This window comes from Kitasatospora sp. NPDC058063 (assembly GCF_042885395.1).
Taxonomy (GTDB): domain Bacteria; phylum Actinomycetota; class Actinomycetes; order Streptomycetales; family Streptomycetaceae; genus Kitasatospora; species Kitasatospora lactacystinica.
The window spans coordinates 116,341-140,327 of sequence record NZ_JBHVSD010000001.1; the positions used below are offsets into that span (position 1 = coordinate 116,341).

The 23,987-nt window shown below is 73.8% G+C and carries 20 protein-coding genes; 4 read left to right on the forward strand and 16 right to left on the reverse strand.

Features of this window, described 5'->3' with window-relative positions; translation table 11 throughout:
* Positions 1 to 4: 4 nt before the first annotated feature.
* The 3 genes from ACFVUY_RS00595 to ACFVUY_RS00605 form a co-directional block, all read right to left on the reverse strand.
* Complete coding sequence (locus ACFVUY_RS00595) at positions 5 to 619, reverse strand: hypothetical protein (protein ID WP_387693970.1); 615 nt, start codon at positions 617 to 619, stop codon at positions 5 to 7.
* Between the two features lie 92 nt (positions 620 to 711).
* A complete protein-coding gene (locus ACFVUY_RS00600; RefSeq protein ID WP_387726407.1) occupies positions 712 to 1,599 on the reverse strand; it encodes an LLM class flavin-dependent oxidoreductase in 888 nt (295 codons plus the stop codon).
* Between the two features lie 86 nt (positions 1,600 to 1,685).
* On the reverse strand, positions 1,686 to 2,597 hold the full coding sequence (locus ACFVUY_RS00605) for a serine/threonine-protein kinase (protein ID WP_387726409.1): 912 nt from the start codon (positions 2,595 to 2,597) through the stop codon (positions 1,686 to 1,688).
* Positions 2,598 to 2,682: 85 nt separating this feature from the next.
* On the opposite strand from ACFVUY_RS00605, the gene ACFVUY_RS00610 reads away from it, so the two are divergent.
* The 3 genes from ACFVUY_RS00610 to ACFVUY_RS00620 all read left to right on the forward strand — a co-directional run bounded on the left by ACFVUY_RS00610 (position 2,683) and on the right by ACFVUY_RS00620 (position 4,845).
* Positions 2,683 to 3,228, forward strand: a complete 546-nt coding sequence (locus ACFVUY_RS00610; protein WP_387693973.1) for an RNA polymerase sigma factor — start codon at positions 2,683 to 2,685, stop codon at positions 3,226 to 3,228.
* 272 nt (positions 3,229 to 3,500) lie between these two features.
* Positions 3,501 to 4,073 carry a hypothetical protein gene (locus ACFVUY_RS00615; protein ID WP_387693974.1) on the forward strand — a complete coding sequence of 191 codons (573 nt, stop codon included), beginning with the start codon at positions 3,501 to 3,503 and terminating at the stop codon, positions 4,071 to 4,073.
* Between the two features lie 94 nt (positions 4,074 to 4,167).
* Entirely contained in the window at positions 4,168 to 4,845 is a 678-nt protein-coding gene (locus ACFVUY_RS00620) for a hypothetical protein (RefSeq protein WP_380636466.1), read from the forward strand.
* A 54-nt stretch (positions 4,846 to 4,899) separates the two neighbouring features.
* Here the strand turns inward: ACFVUY_RS00620 and ACFVUY_RS00625 are convergent, their stop codons facing one another.
* Positions 4,900 to 5,088: a hypothetical protein gene (locus ACFVUY_RS00625; RefSeq protein WP_387693976.1), complete on the reverse strand. Its 189-nt coding sequence runs from the start codon at positions 5,086 to 5,088 to the stop codon at positions 4,900 to 4,902.
* A 161-nt stretch (positions 5,089 to 5,249) separates the two neighbouring features.
* On the opposite strand from ACFVUY_RS00625, the gene ACFVUY_RS00630 reads away from it, so the two are divergent.
* Positions 5,250 to 6,092: an HAD family hydrolase gene (locus ACFVUY_RS00630; protein WP_387726413.1), complete on the forward strand. Its 843-nt coding sequence runs from the start codon at positions 5,250 to 5,252 to the stop codon at positions 6,090 to 6,092.
* A gap of 67 nt (positions 6,093 to 6,159) precedes the next feature.
* On the opposite strand, the gene ACFVUY_RS00635 is transcribed toward ACFVUY_RS00630, so the two are convergent.
* The 12 genes from ACFVUY_RS00635 to cydD form a co-directional block, all read right to left on the reverse strand.
* Positions 6,160 to 7,077 carry a phosphate ABC transporter ATP-binding protein gene (locus tag ACFVUY_RS00635; RefSeq protein WP_387726416.1) on the reverse strand — a complete coding sequence of 306 codons (918 nt, stop codon included), beginning with the start codon at positions 7,075 to 7,077 and terminating at the stop codon, positions 6,160 to 6,162.
* A gap of 23 nt (positions 7,078 to 7,100) precedes the next feature.
* Positions 7,101 to 8,012 carry a sortase gene (locus tag ACFVUY_RS00640; RefSeq protein ID WP_387726419.1) on the reverse strand — a complete coding sequence of 304 codons (912 nt, stop codon included), beginning with the start codon at positions 8,010 to 8,012 and terminating at the stop codon, positions 7,101 to 7,103.
* Positions 8,009 to 9,826 carry a phosphate ABC transporter substrate-binding protein PstS gene (locus tag ACFVUY_RS00645; protein ID WP_387726422.1) on the reverse strand — a complete coding sequence of 606 codons (1,818 nt, stop codon included), beginning with the start codon at positions 9,824 to 9,826 and terminating at the stop codon, positions 8,009 to 8,011. The genes ACFVUY_RS00640 and ACFVUY_RS00645 overlap by 4 nt, the downstream gene beginning before the upstream one ends.
* 38 nt (positions 9,827 to 9,864) lie before the next feature.
* Positions 9,865 to 11,103: a phosphate ABC transporter permease PstA gene (gene pstA, locus ACFVUY_RS00650; protein ID WP_359898080.1), complete on the reverse strand. Its 1,239-nt coding sequence runs from the start codon at positions 11,101 to 11,103 to the stop codon at positions 9,865 to 9,867.
* Between the two features lie 109 nt (positions 11,104 to 11,212).
* Positions 11,213 to 12,244, reverse strand: a complete 1,032-nt coding sequence (gene pstC / locus ACFVUY_RS00655) for a phosphate ABC transporter permease subunit PstC (RefSeq protein WP_359898082.1) — start codon at positions 12,242 to 12,244, stop codon at positions 11,213 to 11,215.
* Between the two features lie 112 nt (positions 12,245 to 12,356).
* The gene (locus ACFVUY_RS00660) at positions 12,357 to 14,990 is read right to left on the reverse strand and encodes a hypothetical protein (protein WP_387726426.1); all 2,634 of its coding nucleotides are present in this window, start codon (positions 14,988 to 14,990) and stop codon (positions 12,357 to 12,359) included.
* Positions 14,991 to 15,222: 232 nt separating this feature from the next.
* Positions 15,223 to 15,816, reverse strand: a complete 594-nt coding sequence (locus ACFVUY_RS00665) for a hypothetical protein (RefSeq protein ID WP_387693984.1) — start codon at positions 15,814 to 15,816, stop codon at positions 15,223 to 15,225.
* Between the two features lie 239 nt (positions 15,817 to 16,055).
* Positions 16,056 to 17,099 carry a PstS family phosphate ABC transporter substrate-binding protein gene (locus tag ACFVUY_RS00670; protein ID WP_387726429.1) on the reverse strand — a complete coding sequence of 348 codons (1,044 nt, stop codon included), beginning with the start codon at positions 17,097 to 17,099 and terminating at the stop codon, positions 16,056 to 16,058.
* 423 nt (positions 17,100 to 17,522) lie between these two features.
* Positions 17,523 to 17,927, reverse strand: coding sequence for a hypothetical protein (locus ACFVUY_RS00675; RefSeq protein WP_359914327.1), 405 nt, complete (start codon positions 17,925 to 17,927; stop codon positions 17,523 to 17,525).
* On the reverse strand, positions 17,917 to 18,330 hold the full coding sequence (locus tag ACFVUY_RS00680; RefSeq protein ID WP_387693986.1) for a hypothetical protein: 414 nt from the start codon (positions 18,328 to 18,330) through the stop codon (positions 17,917 to 17,919). Before ACFVUY_RS00680 ends, ACFVUY_RS00675 begins: the two co-directional genes overlap by 11 nt.
* Positions 18,331 to 18,552: 222 nt before the next feature.
* On the reverse strand, positions 18,553 to 20,367 hold the full coding sequence (locus tag ACFVUY_RS00685; protein WP_387726432.1) for a GAF domain-containing protein: 1,815 nt from the start codon (positions 20,365 to 20,367) through the stop codon (positions 18,553 to 18,555).
* Between the two features lie 81 nt (positions 20,368 to 20,448).
* A complete protein-coding gene (gene cydD, locus ACFVUY_RS00690) occupies positions 20,449 to 23,985 on the reverse strand; it encodes a thiol reductant ABC exporter subunit CydD (protein WP_387726435.1) in 3,537 nt (1,178 codons plus the stop codon).
* Positions 23,986 to 23,987 lie beyond the last annotated feature (2 nt).

Below are 23,987 nucleotides of genomic sequence, written 5' to 3' on the forward strand. Positions count from 1 at the left end.
CCCGTCAGCTGTGGGCCCGCTCCCACAGCTCGGTGACCTTGCCGGAGGCGTCGATCGCCACCTTGTAGTCACCGGCCGAGCAGGGGTACGAGCCCTTCTCGTTGTGCGGCGCGGCGAGGCACTCGTTGACGTGCTTCACCAGGTCGGCCAGGTTGACGTCCTTCGGCGGGGCCAGCACCGAGCTCAGGTGGCCCTTGGCGGTGGGCGCGAACGCGGCGCTCTTGTCCGCGCCGACCGGCTCGAAGACGACGTCGTTCACGCCGCAGGCGTCCTTGGTGTCCTTGTAGACCAGGGTCGTCGCGCTGGTGCCCTTCGCCGGGTAGACCCACTTCTGCCCGGCGGGCAGCGGCCCGTGGGTGCAGAAGCCCTCCGGCTCGCCGTCGGCGGACGGCGTGCCCGTCGCGGCGGGCTTGCCGGTCCCGGCGGGCTTGCCGCTCGGCGCCTGGCTCGCGGCGCCGGCCGGGGCGGCGGTGGGCGCGGCGGAGGCGGCGGTGGTCGCCCCGCCTCCCGCGCCCTGGTCCGCGCTGTCGTCGGGGCCGCAGGCGGCCAGGCCGAACGCCGCGGCGGCGACCAGGGCGGTGGCGAGAAGTCTCCTGGAGCCGGAGCTGGAAGAAGGCATGACGAAGGAACCCCCGTGGTGACACATGATCAGTTAGGTGACGCGGCCGACAGACTAGCGCCCCGGACCGACGCCCGCCCCGCCGACGGCGCTCAGCCCAGCCGGGCGAGGCCCTCGGTGGCGATCTCCTCGAAGACCGCGAGGTCGTTCTCGAAGATCGAGTCGGGGATCGGCCAGTGGATCACCAGCTCGGTGACGCCCAGCTCCCGGTAGGTGCCCGCCCAGTCCACGAAGGCCTCCACCGACTGCAGCGGCTTCTCCGCGGTCGAGCCCTGGAGCAGCACCTTCTCCAGCGTCGCGACGTCCCGGCCCCGCTCCTCGCAGGCGGCCGTCAGCTTCTCGATCTGCCGCGCGATCACGCCGGGCGCCTGCTCGACGGGCACGTCCGCCGGGCCCTTCGGGTCGCCGTACGTCACCCAGCCCTGCCCGTGCTCGGCGGCCAGCCGCATCCCGCGAGGGCCGGCGGCGGCCACGTAGAACGGCAGCCGCGGCGCCTGCACGCAGCCCGGGATGTTCCGCGCCTCGACCGCCGAGTAGTACGTGCCCTCGCGCGTCGTGGCGTCGCTGCGCAGCAGCTCGTCCAGCAGCGGCAGGAACTCCCCGAACCGGTCCGCCCGCTCCTTCGGCGGCCACGCCTCCTGCCCCATCGCCGTCGCGTCGAAGCCCGTCCCCCCGGCCCCGATCCCCAGCGTGAACCGGCCGCCGGACACGTCGTCCAGCGTGATCAGCTCCTTCGCCAGCGTCACCGGGTGCCGGAAGTTCGGCGAGGTCACCAGGGTGCCCAGGCGCAGCCGCTCGGTGGCGCAGGCCGCCGCCGTCAGCGTCGGCAGCGAGCCGAACCACGGCTCGTCCTGGAAGGACCGCCAGCTCAGGTGGTCGTAGGTGTACGCGGCGTGGAAGCCGAGTTCCTCGGCCCGCCGCCAGATCTTCTGCCCTTCGCTCCACCGGTGGACGGGGAGGATCACGGTGCTCAGTCGCATGCCCCGACCCTACGGCAGCCGTCAGCGGCCGGGCCTGCCCGTCGGGGCCGCCGTGCGGGCCGGTGCGGACCGGCTCCCTGCCGGATTCAACGCTGCAGCCAGCTCAGCAGGGTCGTCGCCGTGAACACCGTGCCCGCCGCCAGACAGACCGCGCGCGGGGTCAGCCACCCGGGGCCTTCCGGGGGCCGGGACTGCGGGACCGGAGCCAGCAGCGCGTCCGCGAAGGCCTGGGCGGTCGGCGGTCGGTCCGCCGGCTCGACGGACATCGCGGTCCGCAGCAGCAGGGCGACGTTCGGCGGGAGCTCCGATCCGGCCGGGAGCGCCGGCAGCGTCGAGGCGGTCGGCCGGCCGGTCATCAGGGCTGTGGCGCGTCCGCCCGGGCCGAACGGCTTCTGCCCGGTCAGCAGCTCGTAGGCCACGACGGCCAGCGCGTACACGTCGGCCCTCCCGTCGAACCCGCCGGTCTGGAAGGCCTGTTCCGGTGCCATGTACGCGGGCGTGCCCGTGGTCACCGTCAGCCCGGACGCGTCGGCCAGTTGCTTCGCGCTGCCCAGATCCGCCACCAGCACCGCGGCGGGCGCGGGGCCGGTGGCGAGCAGCAGGTTGGACGGCTTGACGTCGCGGTGCACCACGCCCGCCTCGTGCAGGACCTGGACCGCGTAGCCCGCCTCCGCGGCCAGCCGCAGCGCCTCCTGCGGTTCGCACTGCCCGACCCGGTCCGCCAGGGTGCCGCCGCGGACGTAGTCCATGACGAAGTAGGGCCGGTCCTCCTGCACCCCGACGTCGTGCACCCGGACCACCCGGGGGCTGGCGATCCGGCGCAGCAGCCTCGCCTCCGCCAGGAACCGTTCGCGCACATCGGCGTTGGCGGCCCAGTTCTCGGCCAGCACCTTCACCGCGACGTCGGTGTCGAGCTCCGGATCGTAGGCCTTCCAGACCGTCGCGAAGGAGCCGGCTCCGAGCCGCTCCAGGAGGAGGTAACGGCCGAGCTTGCGCATGTGGCAGCATTCTGCCGGAGTCGGGGGGAGCGCGGAACTCCCGTTCGACGGTGGGGTGCCGGGCGGGACGAGACGGGGGATCCGGGTGTTCGAGGAAGGTGAGCTGGAACGGCTCGTGGCGGCTGCTCAGGCGGGCGACCCGGGGTCGATGGAGTACCTGCTGGCCAAGCTGCGGCCGGTGGTGCTGCGCCGCTGCTCGCGCTTCCTGCCCCACCACGCCGACGCGGAGGAGGCGGCGCAGGACGCGCTGCTGTCCGTCAGCACGCACCTGGGCCAGTACGGCGGCCGCGGCTCCTTCCAGGGCTGGGTGACGGTGATCGCCTCGAACGCCGCCCGGTCCGCCTACCGCTCGATGCGCCGGCGCGCCGAGGACAGCCACGCCGACCTCCCCGAGTCCGTCGACCCGCGCACCACCAGCGTCATCGCCGGGACCCGGCTCGACCTGATGGAGGCGCTGGCCGCGCTGGAGCGGCAGCACCCCACCCTGGTGGAGGCCTTCGTGCTGCGCGACCTGGGCGACCTGACCTACGTCCAGGTGGCCGAGCAGCTGGACGCGCCGTTGAGCACGGTCAAGGACCGTATCGACCGGGCCCGCCACTTCATGCGCGAGCGCCTGGTCACCGGCCTGTGAACGGCGCCCCTCCGGCGGGCCGCGGCCGCGTCGCCGTCCGGCGCCGGTCCGCCGTCGCCGCCCTGGTGGCGGCCGCCGCGCTCGGGCTGGCGGCCGGCCGGTTCGTCCTGCCACCGCCCCCCGGCGCCACCCCGCCCCCGGCAGCACGGTCGGGTGCCGCGGTCGGCGGGGCATCCCAGGGCGCGTCCGCTCCCGCGACGCCCGGCGGGTCCGGCCCGACGCCCGCGTCCTCGGCCTCCGGCTCCGCCTCTCCGACCGGTGCGACCGGGCCGATGACGACCGCGAACCTTGTGGACCCCGCGGCGTTCAGCCCGGACATCCGCATCGGGCAGATCCACGTCACCGACTGGTACGGCGACGGGTTTGACGCCAATTCGGCCTGCTCCGGCGAGACGACCCTCAAACAGACCCTGAGCGGGACCGGCGCCCACTTCCGCGGACTGACGACCAGCCCCCGCACCGAACCAGGCGACCCCCCGCCGGCCGCCGACCGCGTCGACCAGGTCGCCCGCGAGGTCGCCGCCGAGGCCCCGAGCCCTTCCCTGGCGCAGAACTTCACCGAGCGCCTGCTGCTGGAGGAGGTGCCCTGCAAGGAGGAACCGCCAGGGCACTGGGTCTACGGAAGGACCACGACACTGCAGCTCGCCCCGGACGCCACCGCGAGCTGGATGGGTACCTACGAGGGAACCCTCAATACCACCGGCAGAGCGCCCGAGGGCAAGGAGCCCTGCGGCGGCATCGCCGTGCTGCGCAGCGGCAGCCACTACGGAGTGCTGAACGTCCACGCCTGCCTGGGCACGGCCGCGATGGACCACGTCGTCAGGGCCGCTCTGTCACAGCTGTGAAACAGCCGCTCCGGGCTCCGGCTTTCCCTCCCCCGGCGGCATCTCCCCGGTTGTACGAGGACGCAGCAGGCGTCCCGACCAGCAGGGGGACCAGATGACCGAGAACCAGGCCGTCCAGCAGAAGTCCGTTCGCCGCAACCGGGTCGCCGCCGCGGCCTGCTTCGCCGCCGCGCTGATCACGGCCAGCGTCGTCGGCACCCAGGCGGCCACCGCCGACGGGGCCGCGCACAGCGCACCGCACCGCACCGCGGTCGCCGCGCCCGGACTCGGCTCCGCCCACCTTGTCCAGAGCGAGGACTTCCAGAAGGGCATGAACCCGGTCGGCGCGACCATCGAGCTGACCGGACGCCAGGGGCTGTCCGCATGCTCCGGCGAGGAGACGATGCACGACCTGACCAAGGACAAGGCCACCGCGTACGCGTCCGTGCACTGGACCTTGGACACCAAGGGCATGCTGATCGAGTCGGCCGCGAACGCCCCCACCGGGACCGCGGCCGCCACCTGGGAGCAGCAGCTCGTCGCGCTCGTCGAGGGCTGCCAGGACGAGCCCGCCGGCCACTGGTACTACGGCGCGGCCCACAGCCTGACCGTCACCGGCGGCACCGCCCGCTGGTACCCGGCCTACAACGGCGACGGCACCGCCGCCGGCGGGGTCGCGGTCCTGCGCAGCGGCACCAGGGTCGCCATCGTCGAGCTCACCGGCCAGCCCGGCTCCACCCCGGCCGCCGTCGAAGGCATCACCACCGCGGCACTGAACCGCCTCTCCTCCTGAACGGCGGCCCGGCTCCGCCCGCGCCGCCGGGCGGGGACGGGCCGCACGGCGGTGCTACGGGTGCGGGCGGGTGCGCTGGGCGGGGAGGGAGGGGGCGCTGGTGCGGCGGGCGAGTTCGGCGAGGGTGTGGAAGAGGACGTCGCCGAGCAGGACCGGGTCGCGCGAGGCGCCGGGGGCCTGCGGGTCGCGGGTGTCGGGGCGGGCGCTGGAGGACGGCTGGTCGCGGAGCTGGCGTGTGGGCATGGCTCTTCCTGCCGACGGGGTGGCCGTGAGCGGTCATGCCCGCCGCGGCCGCCCGGGCACCGCGGGGGCCTGGGGATCGGCCGGAAACGGCGTATGAAGGGCTTGATCACGGCGCGGACGGCCGGTGGGCGCGGGGCCGGGCCGGTGACCCTGCCGCGCCGATGGGCGAAGATGGACCGGTGACCGAACCCCGTACCGCGCCCCGCCTCATCGCCACCGACTTGGACGGCACCCTGCTCTGCTCCGGTGGCACCGTCACCGACCGCACCGCCGCGGCGCTGGCGGCGGCCGAGGCGGCCGGGGTGCAGGTGGTGTTCGTGACCGGGCGGCCGCCGCGCTGGATGCAGCAGGTGAGCCCGCACATCGGCGGCCACGGGGTGGCGATCTGCTCGAACGGCGGCGCGGTGGTGGACGTGCGGCGCGGCGAGCTGCTGGAGACCTTCCCGCTGCCGGTGGAGACCACCCTGGCGGTGGTCGAGGCGCTGCGGGCCAAGCTGCCGGGCACCGCGTTCGCCTTCGAGCACCCGGGCGGCTGGGCCCGCGAGCCCGGGTACGCGGTGCCGATGTGGGGCGACGAGCTGGAGCACGAGGTCGGCACGGCGGAGGAGCTGCTGGGGGCCGGCGGGTCGGTGCGGGGCCTGTTCAAGCTGCTGGCCAAGCACCCGGACCTCGACCCGGACAAGTTCCTCGCCGAGGCCAGGGAGGCGGCCGGGCACCTGGCCGAGATCACCCGCTCGGCGGCGATCCCGCTGCTGGAGATCAGCGCGCCCGGCGTCACCAAGGCCAGCACGCTGGCCCGCTGGTGCGCCGGGCGCGGGATCGACCGGAGCGAGGTGGTGGCCTTCGGCGACATGCCGAACGACCTGGAGATGCTGGCCTGGGCCGGCACCGCGTACGCCGTCGCCAACGCGCACCCGCAGGTGCTGGCGGCGGTGCCGCTGCGCACCCTGAGCAACGAGCAGGACGGCGTCGCGGCGGTGCTGGAGCGGCTCCTCGGCCGGTAGGACAACGGGAACCGCTCCGGCCGGGAACGGCCGGAGCGGTCGGAATGGTCGCAGCGGTCGGACCGGCCTAGCCGAAGCGGCCGTTGACGTAGTCCGAGGTCCGCTGGTCGCGCGGGCTGCCGAAGATCTGCTCGGTCGGTCCGGCCTCGACGATCCGCCCCGGGGTGTCGTGGGTGGCCAGGAAGAACGCGCAGGTCTGCGAGACGCGCTGGGCCTGCTGCATGTTGTGGGTGACGATCACGATGGTGAGCCGCCCGCGCAGTTCGGCGATCGTCTCCTCGACCCGCCGGGTGGAGGTCGGGTCGAGCGCGGAGCACGGCTCGTCCATCAGCAGGATGTCCGGCGAGACGGCCAACGACCGTGCGATGCACAGGCGTTGCTGCTGGCCGCCGGAGAGCGCCCCGCCCGGGGTGTGCAGCCGGGTGGACACCTCGTCCCAGAGCCCGGCCCGGCGCAGGCTGGTCTCGACCAGGTGCTGGCGCTCGTCCTTGGACACCTTGATCCCGGCCAGCTTGAGCCCGCTGGAGACGTTGTCCTGGATGGACATCGCCGGGAACGGGTTGGGCCGCTGGAACACCATGCCGATCCGGCGCCGCACCTCGGCGGGCCGGCGGCCGGGCCGGTAGACGTCGTCCCCCTCCAGCAGCACCTCGCCGGAGAGGGCGGCGCCGCGCACCATCTCGTGCATCCGGTTGAGGATCCGCAGGTAGGTGGACTTGCCGCAGCCGGACGGGCCGATCAGCGCGGTGACCTCACCGGCCGGCATCGCCAGCGAGACCCGCTCCAGGACCTTGCGGCTGCCGAACCAGGCGGAGACGTCGCGGGTCTCCAGTCCGGCGAGCGGCTCGTCGCCGGGGTGGCCGTCCGCGTACCGCCGGTCGGCGTACGGGACGGGGGCGACCGGGGGGAGGGTGATGGTGTCGGCGACCGGGTCGGCCGGTGAGGGGGCCGCCATCGGGGTTTCGGTCAGTGGTGCGTCGGTCATCGGAACGGTCCTCCGGGCGCGCGTCAGTAGAGGTTGGGCAGCAGGGCGGCGGCGTTCTCGTAGACCGCCCAGAGCAGCGCGCCGACCACCGGCGCGAGGCTCAGGTACGCGGCCGAGCGCCGCCAGTACCGGGCCAGCAGCAGGGCGCCGGCCACCGCGCCGAGCAGGCCGAGCGACCACAGCTGGAGCGTGGCCAGCGCGCCCTTGTCCGCGGCCAGTGCCTTGTCGTACGGGACGGTCGCGGGCCGGCCGCCGGGGTTCTGCTGCGGGTCGCCGTCCAGCCGGGCGCCGATCAGCACGGTGGAGCCGGGGATCCAGTCGGAGTCGCCGGTGACCAGGACCATCCGGTTGCGGGCCTGGTCGACGATCGGGTGGTCGCCGTCGCCGTACACGTTGACGGTGTAGGTGAACGTGCCCTGGCCGGTGGTGGCTTCGATCTTGTCGCCGACCCGCAGCCTGGACAGCTCGGCGAACGGCGCGCCGAAGGTGGCGCCGCGGCCGAAGACCACGGCGACCCCGCGCTGGCCGGGCAGTGCGGTGTCCCGGCGGTGGCCGGGGCCGCGCATCAGGTCCCGGCCGGTGGTGCCCTCGACCACCACGGCCCGGTGCAGGCCGATCGCCGGGATGTCCAGCAGTGCCACCGGGTCGCCGTCGGCGGCCGCGCCGGTCGGGGCGACCGCCCGGGCCAGCTGGTCGCGGAAGGTCTTGTACGCGGTGGACTGGTAGTGCTTCTGCTGGACGTGCGAGAGCGTGAACAGGTACCCGACGAAGCCGAGCACCAGCGCCGCGGCCAGGCTGACCGCCCAGGCGCCCTGGAGGAACCGCCGCCGCCCGGGGGAGACGGCGGGCCGGGCCGGGGCGGCGGGCCCGACGGGGGCGGCCGGCTGCTCCGGCGCGCTCGGCGCGACCGGCTTCTCCAGCACCGGGGCCGTCACGAGGTACCGCCCGAGCCGTTGCGGCGGCGCAGCAGCCGGCGGCCGAGCAGCGGCGGAACGAGCACCACGGCGAGCAGTTCCAGCGCGGTGAGGGAGGACAGCATCCAGTCCTCGGGCTTGCCGCTGACCTCGACCACGTTGGCCGCCACTTCGGTGGCGGCGCCGCCGCGGCCGCGGGCGACCACCTGGCCGGTCTGCGGGTCGACCACGTCCTCGGTGGCGTCGCCGGCACCGGGCGCGTTCGGGTCACCGCCGGCCGCGCCGCCGGCCGCGTTCGGGTCGCCGGCACCGCCGGCCGTTCCCGCGCCCGTACCGGTACCGGCGCCACCCGCGCCGCCGCCGGTACCGCCTCCGGAGCCACCGGACCCGCCGGTGCCGCCGGAACCGCCCGCCGCACCGCCGGAGCCGCCGGCCGCGCCACCGGAACCGCCCGCGCCCGAACCGGTCTTGACCGGCTGGCCGTTCTGCACGGTGCAGTCCAGCGGGGTGCCGGCCTTGTCGCAGGGGCTCGGCATCGGGGCGTTCTTGAGGACGGTCAGTTCCCCGGCCGAGTTGAAGGTCGGGTTGGCGCAGTTGGAGAGGGTGTTCGGGTCGACCGGGCTGGCGTTGCCGGGGATGTTCCTGGTCTGCAGCAGACCGCCCTTGACCAGGCCGCGCGGGATCGGCGAGTAGCCGAGGTCGTCCGCCTTGCCCTGGCCCTCGCACAGCACGTACGAGAGGAAGCGGCTGAGGGCGGAGCCCTTGTCGTTGTTGAAGCGCGGCGGCGGCGGGTTGGCCGCCCCGGCCCGCGGCACGATCAGGTAGCTGTAGCTGGAGATCGGGTAGGCGCGCGGGTCGTCCATGGTGTAGACGCCGTCGAGGTTCTGCTGCAGGTAGTTCGGGTCGTCCGCCGGGGTGCCGTCGTCCACGCCGCGGATCTTGGCGGCGGTGAGCGCGACGGCGACGTTGGAGGCGGTCGGCAGCGAGTAGTAGCCGGCCTGGTTGAGCACCTTCACGACCGGCCAGTTGCTGCGCTTGGCGAACGCGTACTCGTCGTAGCCGATGGTGCCGACGTTGCCCGGGGACTTGATGTAGCCGGCCACCACGTCGGAGCCGTTCTGCGCGACCATCCGGCCGGACGGCGGGAAGAACTCGGTGTAGTCGCCGCAGCTCACCCCGTTGACGGTCTTGCAGTAGGACTCCCACTGGTCCTTGTGGGTGTGCTCCATCCAGCGGGTGAACTGCGCGGTGGCGCCGGAGCCGTCGGAGCGGATCACCGGGGTGATCTGCAGGTTGGGCAGGGCCTTGCCGTAGTCGCTGGTGACCTTCGGGTCGTTCCAGTTGGTGATCTTGCCGGTGAAGATGTCCACGATGGTCTGCGGGGAGAGCCGCAGGTCGCGGACCTGCTTGCCGCCGACCACCAGGTTGTACATGAAGGTGGTGCCACCCGCGGTGATCGGCACGTAGGAGTAGCCGTAGACCGGGTTCTCCCGCTCGCCGCCGCCGTTCGCGTGGCCGTTCTGCCCGAGGCCGGTGTCCGGCGAGGAGCGGAACGGCACGTCGGAGGCGGTGAAGTCGTCCTGCCCGATCGACCACTGGGTGCGGCCGGCCGCCGAGCCGACCGGGTTGAAGTTGATCTGGATGCCCTGCGGGGACACGTCCTGGCGCCACTGGTCGATGGCGGGGCCGGCCCAGCTGGAGCCGTCCGCGCTCAGTGAGATCGAGGCGGCGTGGGCCGGGGTCTGCCCGATCAGCAGGGAGGCCGTGGCGAGCGACAGGGACATGGCCCCTGCCAGCAGCCGGGCCGTGGAGCGCCTTGCGGCCTCCCGGAACATGTGAACTCCTCGGGGACGGAGGGTGGTTGGTCCGGACATCAGTGCTTCGCCTGCGAGTGGAGGGCGTACGGACGGGCGATGGCGCCGAGCGCGGCCGCCTCCTGTCGGCGGGCGTCCCGGTCGATCCGGCGCTTCTGGGCCCGGGTCAGCTGCCCGGGCCGGCGGCCGCCGAGCACGCGCGCGGTGACGAACAGGACCAGCACGACGCCCATCAGCGTCAGGCCGGCCGCGAAGCCGCGCGCGATCATGCCGTCGTACGGCTGCTTGACGTAGTTCCAGATGTAGAGCGGCAGCGAGACCTGGTGCCCCTCGAAGGGGTTGCCGTTGAACTGCGAGGTGAAGCCGGAGGTGAGCAGCACCGGCGAGGTCTCGCCGACGCCGCGCGCCATGCCGAGCACCACCGCGGTCACCAGGCCGGGCCGGGCGGTCGGCAGCACCACGTTCCACACGGTGCGCCACTGGCTGCCGCCGAGCGCGTACGAGGCCTCGCGCAGGGTGCCGGGCACCAGCCGGATGACCACCTCGGCGGCCCGGGTGACGATCGGCATCATCATCACGGTGAGCGCGAGCGAGGCCGCGAAGCCGCTCTTCTCGAAACCGAAGGTGATGATCACGACGCCGAGGATGAACAGGCCCGCCACGATGGACGGCAGCGCCGTCATCGCCTCGACCAGGGTCCGCACCGGGCGGGCCATCCGGCCGCCGACCTCGGACATGAAGACGGCCGCCGCGATGCCCAGCGGAACGGCGAACAGGGTTGCCAGGCCGAGCTGTTCGAGCGAACCGACGATCGCGTTGAGCGCGCCGCCGGAGGTGAGCTGGTCGAGCGGGCCGGTGTGCTCCATCGACTCGGTGAAGAAGTTGAGGTGCTGGGCCGCCTCCCAGCCGCGGCTGGCGACGTAGCCGATCTGGTCGGCGATCAGCGCGACCACCAGCAGCCCGGAGCTCCAGGCGACCACGGCGACCAGCCGGTCCCGCACCATCATCGGGTTCCACTGGAGCCGGCCGAGCAGGTAGTAGCCGGCCAGGAAGAGCAGGTACCAGCAGAGCAGGAAGCCGAAGGCGCCGCTGAACGGCAGCACCCGCTCGTACAGCACCCAGTCCAGTGCGAGCGAGCCGGCCGTCGCGCCCGCCACGGTGAGGACGTCGTCGCGGGTGACGCCGCCGATCCGGAGCTTCTTCTCGGGGCCCGGGGCCCCGGCCGCGGCTGGCCCCGGGGGCGCGGGCTCACCGGCGGGCCCGGACACCGCGACCGGCGGCAGGTCGAGCGTGGTCATCGGATGGTCCCTTCACGGTTCGGGTGGCTGCGTGGGCCTGTCGTCGCCCCGCGGGCGGGCGTCCGGGGACGGGCCCTGTCCCCGCGGGCGGTTCGGGGGTTCGTCATGCTCAGTCCGCCGTCGCGGCGCCGGAGCGCGAGCGGTTGATGACGACCCCGGCCAGCACGTTGACCAGCAGGGTGAGCGCGAACAGCACCAGACCGGCGGCCATCAGCGCGGAGAGCGACAGCGAGTCCGACTCGCCGAAGCGCAGCGCGATCAGCGCGGAGATCGAGTTGGCGCCGTTCTCCAGGATGTGGGTGATGGCCTTGAAGTTCGGCGAGATGATCAGCGCGACGGCGATGGTCTCGCCCATCGCGCGGCCGAAGCCCAGCATCACCGCGCCGATGACGCCGCCCTTGCCGAACGGCAGGACCACGGCGCGGACCATCCCCCAGCGGGTGGAGCCCAGCGCGTACGCGCCCTCCCGCTCGCCCTGCGGGGCCTGGGAGAAGACCTCCCGGCTGAGCGAGGTGACGATCGGGATGATCATCAGGGAGACCACCACGCCGGCGATGAAGGTCGAGGAGGTGTACGAGGTGCCGATGTCGCCGATGCGCACCTTGAGGAAGGGAATGGCGTCGCCCAGGTGGTTGGCCATCCAGCGGACGAAGCCGATGATCCGCGGCTGGAGGAAGAACAGGCCCCACAGGCCGTAGACGATGCTGGGGATCGCCGCCATCAGGTCGACGAGCGAGATCAGCGCGGCGCGCAGGCGCACCGGGGCGTACTCGGAGATGAAGATCGCGGTGCCGAGTGCCACCGGGACGGCGATGACCAGCGCGATCACCGCGATCAGCAGACCGTTGGGCAGGACGGCGGCGATGCCGAAGTTGTGGGCGGCGGTCTGCCACTTCTGCTCGGTCAGGAAGGACCAGCCGACCGCGCGCAGCGCGTCGGTGCCGCGCAGGACCAGGAAGAAGGCGATCAGTCCCATGATCGCGAAGACCGAGAGGCCGGCCAGCCGCAGCACGCCGCGGAACACCCGGTCACCCGGGGTCGCGGGGGCGGTGATGGTGCGCGGGACGTCCTGATCGGGCCCGTGGTCGGGTTGGCGTGGCGCCCCGGCGTACGGTGCCGCGGGCTCAGCGGCGGATGTCATGTGTGCTCTCCGTGCTCGGGAACGGGCGTGCTCGGTGAGGGTCCGGGGCGCTGCCTCGGCGGGAGGAAGCGCTCGGCGGGGCCGGAACGGCGGCCCCGCCGAGCGCGGGTTCCTACTTGCGGCGCAGCCGCGACCACTGGGTGCGGGCGCCGGTCAGCACCTTCGCCCCGGCCGGGGTGCCGCCGAGGAACAGCGCGGCCGGTCCGCCGACCAGCAGCACCAGGCCGGCGATCAGCGCGACGGGCAGCAGCAGCCGGGCGGTGCCGGGCCGGTCGGGCACCGGGGTGCCGACCGGGGCCGCGGCGAGCGGGCCGCCGGAGGGCGCGGCGCTCGCGGCGGGCTTGCCGCCGGCGGCCGTGCCGGGGACCGCGGCGCCGCCGGCCGTGCCGGTCCCGGTGGAGCCGGTGGAGCCGGTGCCGGAGAGCCCGCCGCCGGACAGGCCGTCGGAGGAACCGAAGCCGGTGCCGCCGGAGTTGCCGTCCGCGCCGGTGGTGCCGGTGCCGGAGGTGCTCACCGGGCCGGTTCCGTCGACGGTGCCGCCGGAGCCCGAGCCGCCGTTGCCGCTCTCCGGGGTGCCCGGTTCGGGCTTCCCGGCCGGCGGGGCGGTCTGGTTGCCGGGCAGCTTGCCGTCCTGGGCCTCGACGTGCTGGACGGCCTGCTGGGCCTGCTGGCGCTGGGCGTTGTTCAGGGCGAGGAAGCCCTGGGCCAGCTGGCCGGGCGCGATGCCGTAGGTCTGCCCGGTGGTGGTCACCGTCTTGAGGAAGCGGGAGATCACGGCCGCCTTCGCGGCGGGCACCCCGCCGGTCGGGACCATCGCGTACTGGACGTAGCTCAGCGGGTACGCCCGCTGGTCGCGGGAGAACGCGGTGTCGGGCGTGCCGTAGGGCAGCTGCTGGACCCCGGTGGCGGGGTCGGTCGGCATGTCGGCGACGGCGGCCTGGAAGCCGGCCGTGGACGGCGACACGTAGGAGCCGGCCGGGTTGAGCAGCGTGGCCTCGGGCAGCGAGAACGCCTTGGCCTGGGCGGTGTCCATGATGGCGAGCATCATCCGCTGGCCGGCCGGCTGCGCGGCGCAGGCGTCGTGCCCGCCGTTGGCGTTGTAGGTCGGCTGCTGGCAGTTCGGGCGGTTCTGGACCTGGTTGCGGGCGACCCGGGAGAGGCCCTCGGTGGAGGGCACCCACTCGAACTGCTTCCAGTGCGCCGTGTCGGCGCCGTCCTGCGGCGTGCTCGTCCCGGACATGTCCTGGGGCTGGAAGGCCTCGGCCGGGTAGCCGGTGAACCGGGGCTTCAGGTAGAAGCTGTCGACGTGCATGCCCCACGGGTCCGGCTCACCGTCGAGGAAGCGGGCCGCGTCCGGGTCGGCCGCGATCCACGAGGTCAGCAGGTAGGTGAAGTCCGTCGTACCGCCGGGGACACCGGGGAAGATCGTCAGGGCTCCGCCGCAGCTGGTCGGCCAGCTGATCCCGTTCTCCGGGGTCTCCGGGTTCAGCTGCCTGAACTCGGGGTCGGTGAAGAGGCAGATCGGGTTGCCGGCCACGGACGGGATGTCGGCGCCGGGCGACGCGTAGGACTGGGTCAGCAGTTTGGCCAGCAGCCGCGCGTTCAGCTTCATGTCCTTGATCTGCCGACCGGTGTTCGGGTCGTCGACCACGAAGGTCACGGAGATCCCGGTCGTCGCCAGCGGGGCGTAGACGTACGGCCGCGGGGGCGGTGACGTGTCCGGCCGGGCCGTCAGCGCGAGGTCGATGCTGCTGCTGCCGCCCAGGAAGGCCGACCGGGCCTGCGGCTCGCCACCGGCCGGGATGTAGCCCACGGTCATCGGGGACTCGCCCAGGCACAGGCCCGAACGCCACTGCTGCATCGCCCGGTTGGCCATCTCCAGACCGGCGGCGCCGAAGTCCTGGGCGCTCGCGACGCAGGAGTCCGGGGTGGGCGCGAAGGAGAGCGGGACCACGGTCCGGTTCAGCCAGGCGCACTGCTCGCTGGTGCGGTTCTTGGTCTTCGAGTTGATCCGGCCGGGCTTCATGACGCCGTCCGAAGCGGCGTTGTAGAACCTGTCCTTGTCCATCCGGTGGTCGTTGCAGTCGGCCTTGCCGCCGCGGATGTTGTACAGGTCCGTCGGGTCGCCGCCGTAGTTCGGCTCGACCACGATCGAGCAGGGGTGGGTGGCGTCGCAGCCGAGCGTGGTGCTCTCCTTGGCGCTCCACACCTCGATGGAGGCGGTGCCCGAGCCGTCCGGGCCGGTCGGGGCCAGCACCATGTTCGTGGGCCAGTCCGGCGTCTCCGTGTGCACCGGGCGGGCCGGCTGCTCGAAGCCCGCCTCGCGGTCGCCGCCGTAGAGGGTGCTGCCGTAGCAGTCCGTCACGGCGGGGTCGGTGCCGCGACACTGGTAGACCCGGACCGCGTACAGGTTGAGGGTCGACTCCACGGGCGTGGTCGTCACCGGGCCGCCGCTCTGGGTGACGGTCGGCGTGAAGCCGCTCCAGGAGACCTGGAGCACCTGGTTGGTCAGGTTGGCCGTCTGGGAGACCGTCACACTGCCCTCGTCGCCGTACGTTCCGGCGGCCGGGATCCACACCTTCGGGCCGGTCACGGTCGTCGAGGAGTCGGCGTGAGCCTGCGGCGCCGCGCCCAACCCGATCGGAACGACAGCGAGCGCCGCCACCACCGCCTTGGCGAGGGCCAGGGCCGGTAGTCGACGGCGCCACCTTCCCCGACCTCTTCGGTCGGGTACGCGGGTTCTCATGCGAGGCCTCCGGGAGTTGCGGGCCGCCGAGGGAGCGGCGCGAGGGCGTCGGATCGCGCTGGGGACGGACGATTCCGTGCGTACTATTCGGCCAGCCGGACATGGCGGGATCCGGTCGGCCAGGTGTACGAGACCACAACGCGGCGACTCCGTACCGGAGTTGGAAGATCCGCATGCGGCGGGCCCGCGCCGAGGCGCGGGCCCTCCGATCTGCGGCCGGGTGGAGCTGGGATCAGCTCGCCGGGGTGAAGGACAGCGCGAGCGAGCCGATCTGCTGGCCGCCCTTGAAGTACGTGGTGCCGAGGTTGGTGTCCAGGTAGTTCGCGCCGGCCGCGTCCACCTGGAAGCTGGAGGAGTTCAGGGTCTGGGTGGTGCCGGTGCGGCCGATCACGTTGTTGCCGCGCGGGTCCAGCAGCGGCACCGGGGTGGTCGAACCGTTCGGCACGGCGGTGAAGTAGCCCTTGGCCACCGAGAAGTCGAGCTGCTTGAAGGTCACGCTCTTGCCGGTCGAGAGGTTGATGAAGAGCAGACCGCCGCCGAACTGCACGTGCCCGTAGAAGCCGGGGATGTTCGCGGCGCCGTCGGTCACCGGGAGCGTCACGGTGAGGCCGGTGTCGGCGTCGAGCTTCGGGTCGGCCGGCTGCAGCGGGATGACCAGGATGCCGTTGAGCGCGGCGTCCGCCAGGAAGCTCACGTCGGTGGTGATCACGGCCTGGCCGGAGGCCGGGGTGGCGGTGGTGTCGGCGACGGCCGCACCGCTCACACCGGTCAGGGCGAGGACGACGGTGGCACCGGTCGCGGCCAGGCGGGCACTGATGCGGGACATGCCGAACTCCTTGGGAGAGGGAGAGGAGGGGTGATCGGTGGTGCGGTTCGAGGAAGCTCGTGCGGGGGTGGCGCCGCCGCGGGCGGAACGCGGCCGGCGGCACGGGCCCGGTGAGGGTGCCGGGGGGACGGTCCCGGCTGTACGGCCGTGGTGCGCTCTGCTCCCCGGTCCGAGGGTTCAGCTGGGCCGGCGGCCGCAGGGGCGAGGCCCCTGCGGCCGCCGGTGCGGTGCGGGTTCGATCAGGAGTGGGTGACGCTGCCGCAGGCGAAGGGCGAGAGCGGCAGGAAGCCGTAGCTCTGGATGTCCGTGGCACCGTTGGTGCAGATCCAGCCACCGGCGCCGAAGATGGCGCGCAGGGCGGTGCCGTGGGCGTCCGTGGCGTTCCACTCGGCGTCACGGAAGACGTTGTAGACCACGCGGCCGTACTGGGTGGCCACGAAGGTGTCGCTGATGACCTTGTTCACGGTGTCGACCGGCGCGTTGCCGTCGATGTTGCGGATGGTCAGCGGGCCCTGGACGTCGGCGCCGGTGCCCTTGCCGAAGTACACCTGGCCGATGTAGTGGGCGACGGAGTAGGGGACCAGCGCGTTGATGTCGTTCAGCTGGGTGTCGCTGCCCTGGTTCTCCTGGACGCTGCTGTTGACGCAGGCGCCCGGGGTGAGCGGGGTGACGCCACCGTTGATGGCGGTCAGGAAGAAGGAACGGGTGCCCGAGCCGGTCTGCGGCAGGAAGGGCTTGATCGTGGCGTTCGGGAGCGACGCGTTGATCTGGTTCCACTTGGTGATCGTGCAGGAGTAGATGCCCTTCAGGTTCGCCGTGGTCAGGTTCGCCGGGGCGTTGCCACCGTTCTTGGCGGCCCAGGAGACCGCGTCCTGCGCCAGCGCGACGAAGTCGTCGGTGGTCGGGTCGGTGGCCACGGGGCCGCGCGAGGAACGGGCGAAGTCCACGGTGGCGCTGGTGTTGGCGTTCAGCGCGGTGATGCCGGCGCCGGAGCCGTTCGGGCGGGTGATCGCGGTGGCACCGGTCTTGGTGGTGATGGTGCCGGCCGGGATCGCGTCCCAGCTGTAGAGGCGCGGGGAGGTGGAGCTGGTCAGCGACGCGTTGTAGTCGGCGGCGAGCTGGTTCAGCACCGACTGGGTCGTGTCGGAGCCGACACCCACGATGTCGATGGCGCGCGGGGTGACACCGGTGGCCGGGTCGGCGACGGCGGTGCCGCCGACGACGGTGGCGAGGGAGGTCGCCAGCGCGGCGACGGTGAGCAGCTTGGCAGCGGTCTTACGCATGTTCCTCTTCCTCCGGGGGAGAGACGTACATCGCGTGAAACCCGTACTCCGTTCGGGAGTTCGGGGCCGTGTGGCCGCGTCCGCTGCGGCCTCGCCGGCAGTGCCGATCCTGTCCGCCGGGGAGGTTCCGCCGGAAGAGAGGTCGAGCCCGGCCGGTGAATGTCGACTCATCGGTTCAGCGAGGTTTAGCCACTGGTCAGCGTGCACGTGACAGGGGCACTGCCGGGGCTCCGAGCCCGGTCGACGTTCTTCTCCAGGAGGCTGCTCGGAGTGTTGCCGGAAACCTGTCCTTCACCGGAACAGCACGGACGGAGATCCGATGGAGGATCCCCTTCCGGGAACGGGATCCACTGGAGGATCCCCGTCCGGGAACGCCGGAATGACGGTCCGTCATCCGACTCGGACCGTCATCGACTCAAACGCTCACAGCGGCCAGCGGCCGTCCCGCCCGGACCGCCGCAACTCCTGCCCCACCCACTGGAGTCCGGCCAGGAACCCCTCGACCCCCGCCTGGCACTGGTCCCGCCGCAGGTATCCCCGCGCGCTGCGGGCCACCGGAACGGCGTCGGCCGCCCCCCGCCGGGTGCTGCGCACCGGCAGGTAGGCGGCCCAGACCCACTGACGCCCCTCGGACTGTCCGACCGAACATCGCAGCGCGGCCCGCTCGATCAGCAGTTCCCGGACCGACTCGGCGAGTTCCTCCTCGCTCCGGTAGGTCCGCACGCCGACCCCGAGCGGCCGGCCGTTGGCGGCCCGCAGCGCCCAGCCGAGGCAGCGGTCGGCCGCCGGCACGATCAGCAGCCGCGGACCGCGCCGCTCAGCGGCCATCGGTGCGTCTCAACGGCACTACGGGCTCCGGGAGTTCGCGCGGCGGCTGCTTGGAGAGCAGCACCACGAACCGCCGGAAGGCGTTCTGGCAGGTCGCGTACCGCTCGTACGCGCGGCTGGAGCGCACCTCGGGCAGGGCCCGCGAACCCGGGACGACCCAGATCCAGCCGATGCCCTCCCGCACGTGGGTGATCCGCGCGGTGAGGTCGACGGCCACGACCCGCAGGCCGTCGAAGCCCCGCTCGGCCTCGCCGGCCGTCTCGAACGCGGCCGGGGTGATCGCGACCACCCGTCCGTTGGGCGCCTTCAGTTGCCAGCGGTAGCGCCCGTCCGCCGCCCGTTCGGCGCGGAACCCCCCTCGACTTGCCCCTGCTGCGGTGTAGCCGCGGCCGGCAGCGTTCACTGCCCCCTCCGTCCGGTTGCCCTCCGGATTCCCCTCCGAGCGGAGTAAAGCTATGTGTGCACACGGAGCCCCCGAAAGCCCAGAACGTTCACAACTTGCGCCGTTGGTCGGGAAGTTCTCTCTCGTTTAACTTTCACGCGTCTCGATCGGAAACCGCTCCGGAAGCGGCCCTGAACCGACCCGGAACCGACCGGTCACCGGCCGGGAACCGCCCTGGAACGCTCAGAGCCGGGCCGTCCAGCGCACCATCGTCCCCTTGCGGTACGGCCCGCTCTCGTGCCAGGCGTCGCCGCCGAGCGCCTCGGCGCGCCGGGTGAGGTTGAGCAGGCCGCTGCGCCGGCCGCCCTGCGGGATGCCCACCCCGTCGTCGGTCACGGTGAGCAGGACGCCCGGCCGCCCGCCCCGGTCCAGCGACTCCGGGTCGCCGCCCACCGGGCGGCCGTCCTCGTCCAGGTGGGTGGTGGCGTCGATCTCCACCCCGACCCGGGAAGCGCGCGCGTGCCGGGCCGTGTTGGAGAGCATCTCCCGCAGGGCGGCCAGCAGCTGACGGCCGGTGTTCTCGCCGACCAGGCTCTCCACCGGCCCGACGAAGCTCACCGCGGGCTTGAAGCCGAGCGCGGCCGCGGCCTGGCTGGCCTCGCGCAGCACCCGGGTACGCAGGGTGTCCGGCGCGTCGCCGTGGTTGTCGTGCTGGAGGGCGTAGATGGTGGTGCGGACCTCCTGGATGGTGGCGTCCAGCTCGTCCACCGCCTTGCCGATGCCGACCCTCACCTCGGGGACGACCGCCCGCCGGGCGGCGCTCTCCAGCATCATCCCGGTGGCGAACAGCCGCTGGATCACCAGGTCGTGCAGGTCGCGGGCGATCCGGTCGCGGTCCTGGAAGACGGCCAGGCGCTGCTGGTCGCGCTGGCCCTCGGCGAGCCGCAGGGCGAGCGCGGCCTGCGAGGCGAAGGTCTCGGCGAGCTGCTTCTCGCTGTCGGTGAACGGCACCGCTCCGCAGGGGCGCCAGACGCAGAGCCCGCCGAGCACCCGCCCGGCGGCGACCATCGGCACCGCCATGGACGGGCCGAAGCGGCGGGCGAGCCTGATCACCACGGTCGGGTCGCTGGACATGTCGTCCAGGTAGACGCTCTCCCCCGCGAGCAGCCGGGCCGCGAAGCTCTCCCTGGGCAGCAGTTCGCCGCGCACGAACTCGGCCAGCTCACCGGAGGCGTGGGCGATCCGCATCTGCCCGTCGCCCTCGTCCCCGTCCTCCGGGCCGGTCGGCAGCAGGATCATGCCGAGCGCGGCGTCCGCCAGCTCCCGCACCTGCTCGGCCGCGACGGTCAGCGCGGTCTCGGCCTGCTCGGCGGAGAGCAGGGCGGTGGTGACGGCGGCGGCCCCGGCGATCCAGCGTTCGCGGCGGCGGCCCTCCTCGTACAGCCGGGAGTTCTCGATGGCCACGCCGGCCGCCGCGGCGAGCGCGTGCACCACCTGCTCGTCCTCGGGCGTGAAGGCCCCGCCGCCCTTCTTCTCGGTGAGGTAGAGGTTGCCGAACACCTCCGCGCGGACCCGGATCGGCACGCCCAGGAAGGTCCTCATCTGCGGATGGTGCGGGGGGAACCCGGAGGAGCGCGGGTCGGCGCCGAGGTCGGTCAGCCGCAGCGGCTCGGGGCGGTCGATGAGCACGCCGAGGATGCCCCGGCCGGCGGGCAGTTCGCCGATCTCGCCGGCGGTCCCGTTGTCGACCCCGACGTGGATGAAGTCGGCCAGGCCGGTGCCGCCGGGGGCGATCACGCCGAGCGCCGCGTACCGGGCGTCGACCAGTTCGGCCGCGCCCACGGCGATCCGGTGCAGGGTGGCGTGCAGGTCCAGCCCGGCCCCGATCGAGACCACCGCCTCCAGCAGCCGCTGCATCCGGTCGGTGACCGCGGCGGCCGACTGGAGGCGCTCGGCGACCTCGGTGACCAGGGTGTCCAGCCCCAGCGAGGCGATCTCGGGCACCCGATGGGGTGTCGGCTCGGGCGTGGCCTCGGGGAGGTCCGGCGTGGGGTCCATGGAGAAAGCCTAGTTTGTACGCTTTTCAGCCGAAGGGCGGCGCGACGGGCAGTACGGCGGGCAGTACGGCGGGCCGCGCGGCTACCGGCCCACCGGCTCCAGCAGCCCGTCCGCCTCCCGCTCCCGCCGCCACATCGCGTGCAGCCGCCCGTCCGGGTCGGCGACCAGCTCGGACCAGCGGCCCCGCTCGGCCACGCGCCCGCCGTCCAGCACCAGCACCTCGTCCACCGTGGTGTCGTCCAGCCCGGCCAGCCGGTGGGTGATCAGCACCGTGGTGCGGCCCTCGGTGGCGGCCAGCAGGTCGGCGGTGAGGGCGTCCGCGGTGGGCAGGTCGAGGTGCTCGGCGGGCTCGTCCAGGACGAGGACGGGGAAGTCCGCGAGCAGGGCCCGGGCGAGTGCCAGCCGCTGGCGCTGGCCGCCGGAGAGCCGGGCGCCGTGCTCGCCGACCATGGTGTCCAGGCCGTCCGGCAGGCCCTCGGTCCACTCCAGCAGCCGGGCGCCGGCGAGCGCGGCGCGCAGCTCGTCCTCCACCGCTTCCGGCCGGGCCAGCCGCAGGTTCTCCCGCAGCGAGCTGTCGAAGACGTGGGCGTCCTGGGCGCAGAGCCCGATCACCCGGCGGACGGACTCGCCCGCCAGCGCGCGGCTGTCCACAGCCTGTGGACAGCCGTCGGCGAACCGTACCGACCCGGCGCTCGGCTCCAGGAAGCGCAGCAGCGCCTGGGCCAGGGTGGTCTTGCCGGAGCCGGACGGGCCGACCACGGCGATCCGGCGCCCGGCGGCGAGGTCGAGGTCCACCCCGGCGAGCGCGTCCACCGCCTGCCCGGGGTGGCGGACGGTCAGCCCGCGGACCGCGACCGGCAGCGGCTGCTCGGGCAGCGCCACCGGTTCGGCCGGCTCGGTGACCGGCGCCGGAGCGTTCAGCACCTCGTCCAGCCGGGCCCGCGCGGCGCGGCTGCGCTGGCGGGCCCGGACGGCGAGCGGCATCCCGGTGACGGCCTCGAAGGCGGCCAGCGGGGTCAGCACCACCACGGCCAGGCAGACCGGCGCCAGCACCCCGTCGCGCACTCCCTGGACGCCGACGGCGGCCGCGGCCGTCACGGTCAGCCCGGTGAGCAGGGCGATCAGCCCGGTGCCGAGTGCCGTGGTGGCGGCCGAGCGGGCGGCCAGCCCGGTCAGCGCGGCGTCGGCGGTGCGGACGGCGGCCAGCCGGCCGGGCAGGGCGCCGGCCACGGTGAGCTCGGCGGTGCCGGTGAAGGCGTCCACCACGGCGGTGGCCAGGCGCCCGCGCGCCGGGGCCTGGCGCCGTTCGGCACCGGCCGACCAGCGGGCGGCCAGGGCGGGCACCAGCACGCCCGCGAGCAGCAGCCCGAGGCCGAGCACCAGGCCTGCGGCGGGCAGGAAGGCGGCCATCGCCGCCGTCGAGGCCAGCGCGACCAGGCCGGCCACCGCGGCCGGCAGCCGCCAGCGCAGGTAGTAGTCCTGGATCGCGTCCACGTCGGCGACCAGCCGGGAGAGCAGGTCGCCGCGCCGGAAGGCGGGCAGTCCGGCCGGGGCGAGCACGCTCAGCCGCCGGTAGACGGCGGCCCGCAGGGTGCCGAGGGTGCGCAGCACCGCGTCGTGCGAGACCAGCCGCTCGGCGTAGCGGAAGACGCTGCGGCCGATGCCGAAGGCCCGTACCGAGGTGACGGCCATCATCAGGTAGAGCACCGGCGGCATCTCGGAGGCCCGGGAGATCAGGTAGCCGGAGGTGGCCATCAGGGCGACGGCGCAGCCGAGGGCGAGCGCGCCGAGCAGGATCGAGAGCGCCAGCCGGGGGGTGGTGCCACCCTCGGGGCCGGTCTCCTCGGCGACGGCGGGGGCCGGGGTCGGCTTCCCGCTGTGGTTCCAGCCGCGCTTCCCACCGTGGTGACCGCCGTGGTGACCGCCGTGGTGACCGCCGTCCGCGAGCGGGGCGGGCGGGGCGGCGGCGGGCCCCGCCAGCCGTACCCGCCGGTCGGCGGCGGCCAGCAGGGCCGGCCGGTGCGCGACCACCAGCACGGTGCGCGCCGGATCGGCGGCCAGTGCCCGGACGGTGTCCACCACGGCCGCCTCGGAGGCGCCGTCCAGGTTGGCGGTCGGCTCGTCCAGCAGCACCAGCGGCCGGTCGTCGGCGAGCAGCACCCGGGCGAGGGCGAGGCGCTGGCGCTGCCCCGCGGAGAGCCCGGCGCCGTCCTCCCCCAAGACGGCCGCCAGGTCGGTCACGAAGTCGAGCGCGTGCGCGGACCGCAGCGCCGTCCACAGCTGCTCGTCGGTGGCCTGCGGCCGGTAGAGCCGCAGGTTCTCGGCGACCGTCCCGGCGAACAGGTGCGGGTGCTGCGGCACCCAGGCGATCTGCCGCCGCCAGCTCTGCGGGTCCAGCTCGGCCAGGTCGTGGACGCGGCCGTCGGCGGCGGTGATCCGGACGGTGCCGGAGTCCGGGGCGGTGAGGCCGAGCAGGACGGCCAGCAGGGTGGACTTGCCGGCGCCGCTCGGGCCGGTGAGCGCCGTGCTGGAGCCCGGACTCAGGGTCAGCCCGGCGCCGTCCAGGGCGGGCTCGGTGCGCCCGGGGTGCCGGACGACCAGGCCGTCGGCGGCGATCTCGGCACCCGCGAGGTCCGGCGCCGGGGTGGTGCCGGCGGCGGGCAGCGGGGTCTCCAGCACCCGGAACAGCTCGTCGGCGGCGGTCAGCCCCTCGATGCTGGAGTGGTAGAGCGCGCCGACCTGGCGGATCGGGAAGTACACCTCGGGGGCGAGCACCAGGATCAGCAGCCCGGTCTCCAGGTCGAGCGTGCCGTCCACCAGCCGGAAGCCGACGGTGACGGCGACCAGCGCGACGGACAGGGTGGAGAGCAGTTCCAGGGTGAAGGAGGAGACGAAGGCGATCCGCAGGGTGCGCAGGGTGGCGCGGCGGTAGTCGGCGGTGATCCGGGCGATGGTGGCGGCCTGGGTGCGGGCCCGGTTGAACACCTTGAGGGTGGGCAGTCCGGCGACCACGTCGAGGAAGTGGTGGGAGAGCCGGGCCAGGGTGTTCCACTGCCGGTCCATCCGGGACTGGGTGGCCATCCCGATCAGCACCATGAACAGCGGGATCAGCGGCAGCGTCCCGGCGATGATCGCGGCCGAGGTGAAGTCGGCGCCGACGATCCGCAGCAGCACGATCACCGGGACGACCACGGCCAGCGCCAGCTGCGGCAGGTAGCGGGCGAAGTAGTCGTCCAGCGCGTCGATGCCGCGGGTGGCGAGGGTGGTGAGTTCGCCGGTGCGCCGGCCCGCCAGGTAGGACGGGCCGAGCGCGGTGGCGTGGTCGAGCAGCCGGCGCCGCAGGGTGGACTTCACCCGGGCGACGGACCGGTGCGCGGTGAGCTCGGTGAGCCAGCCGACCAGCCCGCGCCCGACCGCCGTCAGGGCGAGCAGCAGCAGCGGCGTGGCCAGCTCGCCGAGCGTCGCCCCGCGCTGGAAGGCGCGGACGACGATCTCGGCGATCAGACTCGCCTGGGCGACCACCAGGGCCGCGCCGACCGCGCCGAGCAGCACGGATCCGACGAGGAAGGCCCTGGTGGTGCGGGCGTACCCGAGGAGTCGGGGGTCGACCGGCTTCATGG

Bases quoted from the DNA above. Each gene is read 5' to 3' on its own strand.
- ACFVUY_RS00595 (WP_387693970.1), bottom strand. From the start codon at position 619: ATGCCTTCTTCCAGCTCCGGCTCCAGGAGACTTCTCGCCACCGCCCTG.
- ACFVUY_RS00600 (WP_387726407.1), bottom strand. From the start codon at position 1,599: ATGCGACTGAGCACCGTGATCCTCCCCGTCCACCGGTGGAGCGAAGGG.
- ACFVUY_RS00605 (WP_387726409.1), bottom strand. From the start codon at position 2,597: ATGCGCAAGCTCGGCCGTTACCTCCTCCTGGAGCGGCTCGGAGCCGGC.
- ACFVUY_RS00615 (WP_387693974.1), top strand. From the start codon at position 3,501: ATGACGACCGCGAACCTTGTGGACCCCGCGGCGTTCAGCCCGGACATC.
- ACFVUY_RS00620 (WP_380636466.1), top strand. From the start codon at position 4,168: ATGACCGAGAACCAGGCCGTCCAGCAGAAGTCCGTTCGCCGCAACCGG.
- ACFVUY_RS00625 (WP_387693976.1), bottom strand. From the start codon at position 5,088: ATGCCCACACGCCAGCTCCGCGACCAGCCGTCCTCCAGCGCCCGCCCC.
- ACFVUY_RS00630 (WP_387726413.1), top strand. From the start codon at position 5,250: ATGGGCGAAGATGGACCGGTGACCGAACCCCGTACCGCGCCCCGCCTC.
- ACFVUY_RS00635 (WP_387726416.1), bottom strand. From the start codon at position 7,077: ATGACCGACGCACCACTGACCGAAACCCCGATGGCGGCCCCCTCACCG.
- ACFVUY_RS00645 (WP_387726422.1), bottom strand. From the start codon at position 9,826: ATGTTCCGGGAGGCCGCAAGGCGCTCCACGGCCCGGCTGCTGGCAGGG.
- pstA (WP_359898080.1), bottom strand. From the start codon at position 11,103: ATGACCACGCTCGACCTGCCGCCGGTCGCGGTGTCCGGGCCCGCCGGT.
- pstC (WP_359898082.1), bottom strand. From the start codon at position 12,244: ATGACATCCGCCGCTGAGCCCGCGGCACCGTACGCCGGGGCGCCACGC.
- ACFVUY_RS00660 (WP_387726426.1), bottom strand. From the start codon at position 14,990: ATGAGAACCCGCGTACCCGACCGAAGAGGTCGGGGAAGGTGGCGCCGT.
- ACFVUY_RS00665 (WP_387693984.1), bottom strand. From the start codon at position 15,816: ATGTCCCGCATCAGTGCCCGCCTGGCCGCGACCGGTGCCACCGTCGTC.
- ACFVUY_RS00670 (WP_387726429.1), bottom strand. From the start codon at position 17,099: ATGCGTAAGACCGCTGCCAAGCTGCTCACCGTCGCCGCGCTGGCGACC.
- ACFVUY_RS00675 (WP_359914327.1), bottom strand. From the start codon at position 17,927: ATGGCCGCTGAGCGGCGCGGTCCGCGGCTGCTGATCGTGCCGGCGGCC.
- ACFVUY_RS00685 (WP_387726432.1), bottom strand. From the start codon at position 20,367: ATGGACCCCACGCCGGACCTCCCCGAGGCCACGCCCGAGCCGACACCC.
- cydD (WP_387726435.1), bottom strand. From the start codon at position 23,985: ATGAAGCCGGTCGACCCCCGACTCCTCGGGTACGCCCGCACCACCAGG.